This window comes from Pseudolysinimonas sp. (assembly GCF_057350545.1).
Map to the genome: position 1 here is coordinate 55,886 of NZ_JBMRCP010000059.1, position 7,485 is coordinate 63,370.

General features: G+C 71.7%; 6 protein-coding genes and 1 pseudogene. 5 read left to right on the top strand and 2 right to left on the bottom strand.

All coding sequences use genetic code 11. The features are described 5' to 3' along the window. Positions 1-4: 4 nt before the first annotated feature. Together ACO1X9_RS08555 and ACO1X9_RS08560 are read right to left on the bottom strand one after the other, a co-directional pair. Positions 5-1,252, bottom strand: coding sequence for a glutamyl-tRNA reductase (locus ACO1X9_RS08555; RefSeq protein ID WP_486350401.1), 1,248 nt, complete (start codon positions 1,250-1,252; stop codon positions 5-7). Between the two features lie 284 nt (positions 1,253-1,536). After that, positions 1,537-2,931, bottom strand: a complete 1,395-nt coding sequence (locus ACO1X9_RS08560; protein ID WP_486350402.1) for an SIR2 family protein — start codon at positions 2,929-2,931, stop codon at positions 1,537-1,539. A gap of 84 nt (positions 2,932-3,015) precedes the next feature. On the opposite strand from ACO1X9_RS08560, the gene hemE reads away from it, so the two are divergent. From hemE to ACO1X9_RS08585, 5 genes and pseudogenes are all read left to right on the top strand, one after another. Further along, positions 3,016-4,086, top strand: coding sequence for a uroporphyrinogen decarboxylase (gene hemE / locus ACO1X9_RS08565; RefSeq protein ID WP_486350403.1), 1,071 nt, complete (start codon positions 3,016-3,018; stop codon positions 4,084-4,086). A 1-nt stretch (position 4,087) separates the two neighbouring features. Next, on the top strand, positions 4,088-5,335 hold the full coding sequence (locus ACO1X9_RS08570) for a protoporphyrinogen/coproporphyrinogen oxidase (protein ID WP_486350404.1): 1,248 nt from the start codon (positions 4,088-4,090) through the stop codon (positions 5,333-5,335). Next, complete coding sequence (gene hemQ, locus ACO1X9_RS08575; protein WP_486350405.1) at positions 5,332-5,967, top strand: hydrogen peroxide-dependent heme synthase; 636 nt, start codon at positions 5,332-5,334, stop codon at positions 5,965-5,967. The genes ACO1X9_RS08570 and hemQ overlap by 4 nt, the downstream gene beginning before the upstream one ends. Then, complete coding sequence (locus tag ACO1X9_RS08580) at positions 5,964-7,127, top strand: ferrochelatase (protein WP_486350406.1); 1,164 nt, start codon at positions 5,964-5,966, stop codon at positions 7,125-7,127. The genes hemQ and ACO1X9_RS08580 overlap by 4 nt, the downstream gene beginning before the upstream one ends. Then, positions 7,070-7,485 (top strand): annotated as a pseudogene (locus ACO1X9_RS08585) (hydroxymethylbilane synthase); the annotation flags it as partial. The gene ACO1X9_RS08580 and the pseudogene ACO1X9_RS08585, both read left to right, overlap by 58 nt.

The following is a 7,485-nucleotide window of genomic DNA, read 5'->3' on the forward strand; positions in this document are numbered from 1 at the left end:
GAGATCAGGCCGAGGCGTCGCCGAGCCGACGCTCCGTCGCCTCGACGTTCCGCGCGACCCCGAACAGCGTCTCGAGCGCTGACTCGAACTCGTCGAGCCGACCCTCCGCAGCGAATTCGCGCGCGCGTACCGATGGTCCGTGCAGCAGCACCCCGGCGAAGTGCCGCAGCGCGGCCTCGGTGTGCGGGTCGTCTCCTCCCCGCGCCCGGGCTCGGTCGAGCTCGGACTGCAGGATCGCATCCACGTGGCGGCGCAGTGCGACGACCGCCGGCGCCGCGCGTCGATCGGCGTCGAACGCCGCCGCCGCATGCCCGACCGCCTCGTGCGCACCGGGGCCCAGGTCGGGGAGGCTCGCGTGCCGCCCGATGAGTTCCAGATCGAGGAGGTCGACACCGGGAAGCTCGCCCACGGCGGGTTCCACGTTGCGCGGCAGCCCCAGGTCGATCACGAGTCGGCGTCGACCGTCGACGGGCACGTCGTCCGCCGTCACGACGTAACGCGCGGTGCAGGTGATGACGATCTCGGCCTCCCGGATCGCCGTCGACAACTCTCCCTCCGCGCGCACGCCGTAGCGGATCGCGAAGCGCTCGGCACGACCCGTCGCCGAGAACACCCGGATGTCACGCGCCCCCCGCGCTTGGAGGGCCGCGACGGTCGTCGCGGCGTAGCTGCCGGTGCCGACGAGCAGCACCGCGACGTCGGCCCAGTCGGGAACGCGCGTGTCGGCCAGGTCGAGGGCGAGCCGAGCGAGCGAACGGCCCGCCGCGGCGAGGTCGTGCTGCGCGCGGGACTCCCGGCTCGCGTGCGCGGCGCGTTGGAACAACAGCTCGAGGCCGCTGCTCGTCGTCCCGGCGGTGCGGGCGTCCCGCAGGGCGCGCTGCACCTGCCCGGTGATCTCCTCTTCGCCGAGCACCATCGACTCGAGCCCCGACGAGACCGCGAAGAGGTGCTTCACGACGTCCTGCCCGGTGAGGGCGACCGCCGTCGTGCGCAGCGACTCCGCGTCGTCGTCGCCGGCCCGCAGTTCGAGCGCATCGATGACCGACTCGACGGCGAGCTCCGCCGCCGCCGTGAGCGGGTCGTCGAGCTCGAGATACGCCTCGAAGCGGTTGCACGTCGCCAACACGATCGCGCCGCGGACGAACTCCTGGCGCGCGAGCAGGTCGGCAGCCGTCGAAGAGGTCACCCGCGAGATGCGGTCGAGCACATCGAACTCGGTCGTCCGATGGTTCGCCGTGAGGCAGAAGAGCACGTTAAGACCCTAATCCGCGACTGGCTCGACGACGCAGCGGGCGGGAGCCGGAGGTCTGTCCGTAGCTGCTACTTGGTCTTCGAGGCTTTGGTTGACGACGATTGCGATCCGCCGCTGTTTGTCACCCGACCAGAAGAAGCGTCGCGAGTGACGTAACGACCGGTCGTGGGGCTCACGGGTGCTCCGGAGACTCGGTACGTGCCATTTCCGAGGCTCTGAAATGAGTTGTTGGCGCTGTTCTTCGCCATCTCTGTCCTCCCGGTTCGTTAGTTGAGTGTAGGCCGTCACTCTGGGAATGCAGCCTCGACGATTCGTGTGCTCCACATGTTGGCGATCGACAGGACCTGCTCGAGCCAAGCGGCGGATGAGTCTTCGTAGTCCCTGGCTTCACCGGGCAACCCGACGCTGAGGACTGCGGATGCGAACTCAGGGAGATTGGAGTGCTCGACCCTGATCGGCACTGCAAGGACGGTGCTCCACCGCCTTGTTGCTCGGGATTCCAAGTCCTGAAACAGGATGCTCTCTGCACCCAGCGCGCGGCCGGCGACCCACTCGCTATCGTGGCCGCTCTCGATGAGCCGGAGTTCGTCACTCGATCGGTAGATTCGATCGCCAGCGGCCCACCTCGCGAGGTGACCTCGTCCGTCCGCCAGCCATAGTGTCACGTTGAGTTGAGCGACATCCAAGGCATCTCTGAGCTGATCCGCATCGCTCGCCAACTGGTCGGAGTACTCGGCTTGGAGCTCCGGGAATCGGGCGGCGTGGGAGTCCCAAATGTCGCGAGCCCGTTGCTGAGGCGCCCGATAGCCTTCGGTCGAAATGTGGCGGAGTTCACGCACGATTTGCGCGGCATCGGTGAAGTCCTCGAGGATCACGGGTTCGAGACCGATGGATCGCCACTGGTCGGCGAGCGCGTCTTCGACTTCTGCGAACTCGGATCGCGAGAGATCGAACCCCTGCCGGGCGAGGATCACCAGCGCCGCATGCTCTGTCGGCTGCTCTGCGAGGGCGACATGCAGCCAGCGTCTCAGGTCGGGGTCACGGTACGACGTGCCCGCGATCACGAGCGCGCCCTCAGCAACGGCTCGCTGCAAGAGGATCAGCTGCCACGACGCGGCATTGCCGACCAACTCGTTGAAATCGGAAAGGGTCAGCACGACGTCTCGTACTTCGGTCGGGCTCACGACGCCGTGGAGGTGATGCACGACGTAGGTGGCTGTGGGTCGTTCCGCGTCCGTACGTGCCTCGACCGGGACGTCCGTACCGTCAACCAGGAGAGCATCTTCAAGCAGCGTGTCGAAGTTCAGCGTGACGAGAGTCGTGTCCGGTTCAGGGCCAGATAGGAGGTGGCCGGCCGCCGCGAGGTGCAGCGCGGACGGAGTCAAGTCGCTGACGCCCTCGTAGAGCGCGGCCTTGACGCTCCGGTGCCAATTGGCGCCTGGCTGCTTGCGGGCAGCCTCGGCGACGAGCATCGGGTCTTGCCGTTTGACGAGCATCTCGGCCGCTTCACGACGAGCCACCCGCTTGCTTCGCAACAGCAAGCGCACCGCGAGTTCGTCCCACCCAGGAAGGCCGGAGGACGTCGAGGCGCCGGCACCGAGAAGGAGCGTGAGGTGTTTGTCGGCACCTGAGTCGTGGAACAGGGCCATCCTCTCCATGCTCAGGTCGGGTGCGCTCACGCACGCATGCTCCCACGCCCCGCCGTCTCTGAGGGAGCGGGAGCCCCTCGGCGCGGAATCGGTTTTCTACGTAGGGTAGAAATCGTGCCTCTGCCGACCGGACATCCGCTCCTCGACGGGCGCACCGCATCCTCCTCGCTCGTGCGCGCGGCACGCGGCGACCGACCGGCGGTGCGGCCCGTGTGGTTCATGCGCCAGGCCGGCCGCTCGCTGCCGGAGTACCGCGAGCTGCGCGCCGGCGGCGACATGCTTCAGGCGTGCCTGACGCCCCACCTCGCGTCGGAGATCACGCTCCAGCCGGTGCGTCGTCACGGCGTGGACGCGGCGGTCTACTTCAGCGACATCGTCGTGCCGGTGCTGCTCGCCGGTGTCGGGGTGCGGATCGTCGCGGGCAAGGGTCCCGTGTTCGACGAGCCCGTGCGCACGGCCGCCGACGTCGCGACGCTGCCGCGGCTCGAGCCCAAGGCGCTCGAGCCGATCCGGGAGGCCGTCGCCCTCACCGTCACGGAGTTGGGAGACACCCCGCTCATCGGGTTCGGCGGCGCGCCGTACACGCTCGCGTCGTACCTCGTCGAGGGTGGCCCCTCGAAGGAGCAGCTGCGCACGCGCGGCATGATGCACGCCGACCCCGCCGCCTGGGCGGCACTGCTCGACTGGTGTGCCGACGTCACGGGCGCCTTCCTGCGCGCGCAAGTCGAGGCGGGCGCGAGCGTCGTGCAGCTCTTCGACTCCTGGGCGGGGTCGCTCTCCCGCGCCGACTACGAGCGCTCCGTACTGCCCCACTCGCGTCGTGCGCTGTCGCACGTCGAGGGGCTGGGCGTTCCACGCATCCACTTCGGGCTCGGCACCGGACCGTTCCTCGACCTGCTGCCCACCGCGGGCGCCGACGTCGTCGGCGTCGACTGGCGGGTGCCGCTCGACGAGGCCGCGACGCGCGTGCCGGGCCTGCCGCTGCAGGGCAACATCGACCCCGCGCTGCTCGACGCGCCGGCCGGCGTGCTCGACGACCACGTCGCCGACGTGCTGCGCCGCGGCGAGGCGGCACCGGCGCACATCGTCAACCTCGGCCACGGCGTGCCGCCCGACACCGACCCCGGCGTGCTCACGCGCCTCGTCGAGCTCGTCCACGCCACACCCCCGTCGGTGGTCGAGTAGCGTGCCGCCCGGCGGCGCGCGTGTCGAGACCCTCATCGTCGGGGGCGGGGTCGCCGGCCTCGTCGTCGCCCGTCGGCTCGCGCTCGCCGGCCGGGCGGTGCGGCTGCTCGAGGCGTCCGAGCGCCTCGGCGGGCAGCTCGCTCCGCAGTCGATCGCGGGAGTACAGCTGGATGCCGCGGCAGAGTCGTTCGCGACGCGCGGCGACCAGGTGGTTCCCTTGCTCGCCGAGCTCGGCCTCGACGGCGACGTCGTCACTCCGGAGCCCGGTACCGCGTGGGTGCAGCGTGCCCGCGGCGGACCCGTCCCGCTCCCCGCGGCGGGTCTGCTCGGCATCCCCGCCGACCCCCGCGATCCGGGTGTCGTCGAGGCGCTCGGCCCGCGTGGTGCGCTGCGCGCGCAGGGCGACGAGTTGTTGCCGCCGACGGTCGGGGCGGGGGCGCGCACGCTCGCCGACCTCGTCGTCGCGCGCATGGGCGAGGCGGTGCTCGACACCCTCGTGGCTCCGGTCGTGCGCGGCGTCTACTCGCGCGAAGCCCGCGACCTTCCGCTCGACGAGGTGAACCCTCGACTGCGGGCGGCGCTCGCCGAGCACGGCACCCTCGCCGGCGCCGTGCGGGCACTCCGGGCGGCGGCGCCCGCCGGGTCGCTCGTCGCGGGGTTGCGCGGCGGGATGTTCCGCCTCGCCGACGCGCTCGCCGCCGAGGTCGCGCGGCTCGGGGTCGCGATCGAGACGGCGGTGACGCTCGACGACATCCCTGATGAGGCCGTGCTCGCCGCTCCGCGCCCCGGCATCCCGCCCGCCCGCGAGGTGACCCTCGTGACGCTCGTGCTCGAGGCTCCCGCGCTCGACGGCGCGCCGCGAGGGTCCGGGCTGCTCGTCGCCGAGGGCTCGGCGGTGCTCGCGCGCGCCCTGACCCACCTCACCGCGAAGTGGTCGTGGATCGCCGAGGCCCTGCCCGGACGGCACGCGCTGCGGCTCTCGTATGACGCGCCTCCTGCCGACCCGGTGGGCTGCGCGCTCGCCGACGCCGCGACGATGTTCGGCGTCGAGCTGCCCGAGCCGGTCGACGCGACGGTGCGCACCTGGGCGCGGGCGGCGCGCGACCCCGGTGGATTCTCGGGTCCCCGCGTCGGCGAGCCGGTCGCCGGCATCGGGCTCGCCTCCGTCATCCCGCACGCCGAGCGCGTCGCGGCCGAACTGCTCGACGATTCGCCCCCCGCACCGGGGCAAGGGAGGATGGACGCGTGACCGAGGGCACGACGTACTACACGCTGTGGGCGGTCTTCCGCCGCGGAGACGTGCGACCGGGCGACGGCCCGCACGAGGTCGAGCTCCCCGACGGGGTCGAGTTGCGCGGTGTCTACGACGTCTCCGGGATGCGCGCGGGCGCCGACCTCATGGTCTGGTTCACGGGCCCGACGGCCGAGGGGCTGCAGCGTGCCTACCGCGCGTTCCGCGGCCTGCCCGGGCTCGACGACGTGACCTGGTCGGCCGTCGGGGTGCACCGCGATGCCGAGTTCACGCGCGACCACCTCCCCGCGTTCGCGAAGGGACTGCCGCCGAAGCAGTGGCTCACGGTGTACCCGTTCGTGCGCTCCTACGAGTGGTACCTGCTGCCCGACGACGAACGGCGGCAGCTGTTGCGCGAGCACGGCATGGCCGGCTCGACGTACCCGCAGGTGCAGGCGAACACGGTCGCGAGTTTCGCGCTCGGCGACTACGAGTGGCTGCTCGCGCTCGAGGCCGACGACCCCGTCGACCTCGTCGACCTCATGCGCCACCTGCGCGCGACGGGCGCCCGCCGCCACGTGCGCGAGGAGATCCCGTTCTTCACCGGCCGACGGATCGAGCTCGCCGAGATCTCGGAGGTTCTGCGATGACGGTTCTCGGAGCATCCCCGGCCGCGGCCGACGGTCCGGAGCACGTGACCACCCCTGTGGCGTACGACGCCATCCTGCTCGCCGGCTTCGGCGGTCCGGAGGGGCAGGACGACGTCATCCCGTTCCTGCGCAACGTCACGCGCGGCCGCGGCATCCCCGACGAGCGTCTCGAGGAGGTCGCGCACCACTACCGGCACTTCGGCGGGGTGAGCCCGATCAACGACCAGAACCGGGAGCTCAAGGCCGCGCTCGAGGCCGAGCTCGCCCGGCGCGGGATCGACCTGCCGGTGTACTGGGGCAACCGCAACTGGGATCCGTACCTCGCGGACGCCGTGCAGGCCGCGTACGACGACGGGCACCGCACCCTGCTGACGATCGCCACGAGCGCGTACTCGTCGTTCTCGTCGTGCCGCCAGTACCGCGAAGACATCGCGATCGCGCTCGAGAAGACCGGGCTCGAGGGGAAGCTCGCGATCGACAAGGTGCGTCAGTACTTCGACCACCCGGGCTTCGTCGAGCCGTTCGTCGAGGGTGTCGTCGCCGGGGTGCGTTCGCTCGTCGACGAGGTCGGGGATGCCGGCGCCGTGCGGCTGCTGTTCGCGACGCACTCGATCCCGACGACGGATGCCGAGCGCTCGGGTCCGCGCGATCGTTCGTTCGGGGACGGCGGGGCCTATGCGGCGCAGCACCTCGCGGTGAGCGAGCTCGTGGCGACGCTCGCGGCACGGGAGCTGGGGCTCGAGCGCCTGGGGTGGGAGCTCGTCTACCAGTCGCGCTCGGGTCCGCCGACGCAGCCGTGGCTCGAGCCCGACATCAACGACCGCATCGCCGAGCTCGCCGCCGAGGGCATCCGCGCGGTCGCGGTCGTGCCGGTCGGTTTCCTCTCCGACCACATGGAGGTGCTCTGGGACCTCGACACCGAGGCGAAGGAGTCGGCCGCCGAGGCGGGGCTCGCCTTCGTGCGCGTGCCGACGCCGGGATCGCACCGGCGCTTCGTCGAGGGACTCGTCGACCTCGTGCTCGAGCGCCGCGACGCGGTGCCCGTGACCGAGCGTCCGGCGCTCACCGACCTCGGCCCGTGGTTCGACGTCTGCCGCCCGGGATGCTGCGAGAACATCCGCGCCGGCTTCAAGCCCGCCGCGGCGGGGGTGGCCCCGTGACGCTCAGGCTCGGAACTCGCGGCAGCGCCCTCGCGCTCGCCCAGTCGCGCGCGATCGCCGAGAAGCTCGGCGCCGAGGTGGTCGTCATCGAGTCGGAGGGTGACCGCTCGACGGCCCCGCTGGCCGACCTCGGCGGGGCCGGAGTCTTCGCGGCGGCGCTGCGTGTCGCACTCGCCGACAAGCAGGTGGATGTCGTCGTCCACTCGTACAAAGACCTGCCCACCGCCCCCCACCCGGGCCTCGCGGTCGCCGCGGTGCCCGCCCGGGCCGACGCGCGCGACGCCCTCTGCGCGCGCGAGGGGTGGACGCTCGACACCCTTCCCGAGGGGTCCCGCGTGGGGACGGGTTCGCCCCGGCG

Bases quoted from the DNA above. Each gene is read 5' to 3' on its own strand.
- ACO1X9_RS08580 (WP_486350406.1), top strand. From the start codon at position 5,964: ATGACGGTTCTCGGAGCATCCCCGGCCGCGGCCGACGGTCCGGAGCAC.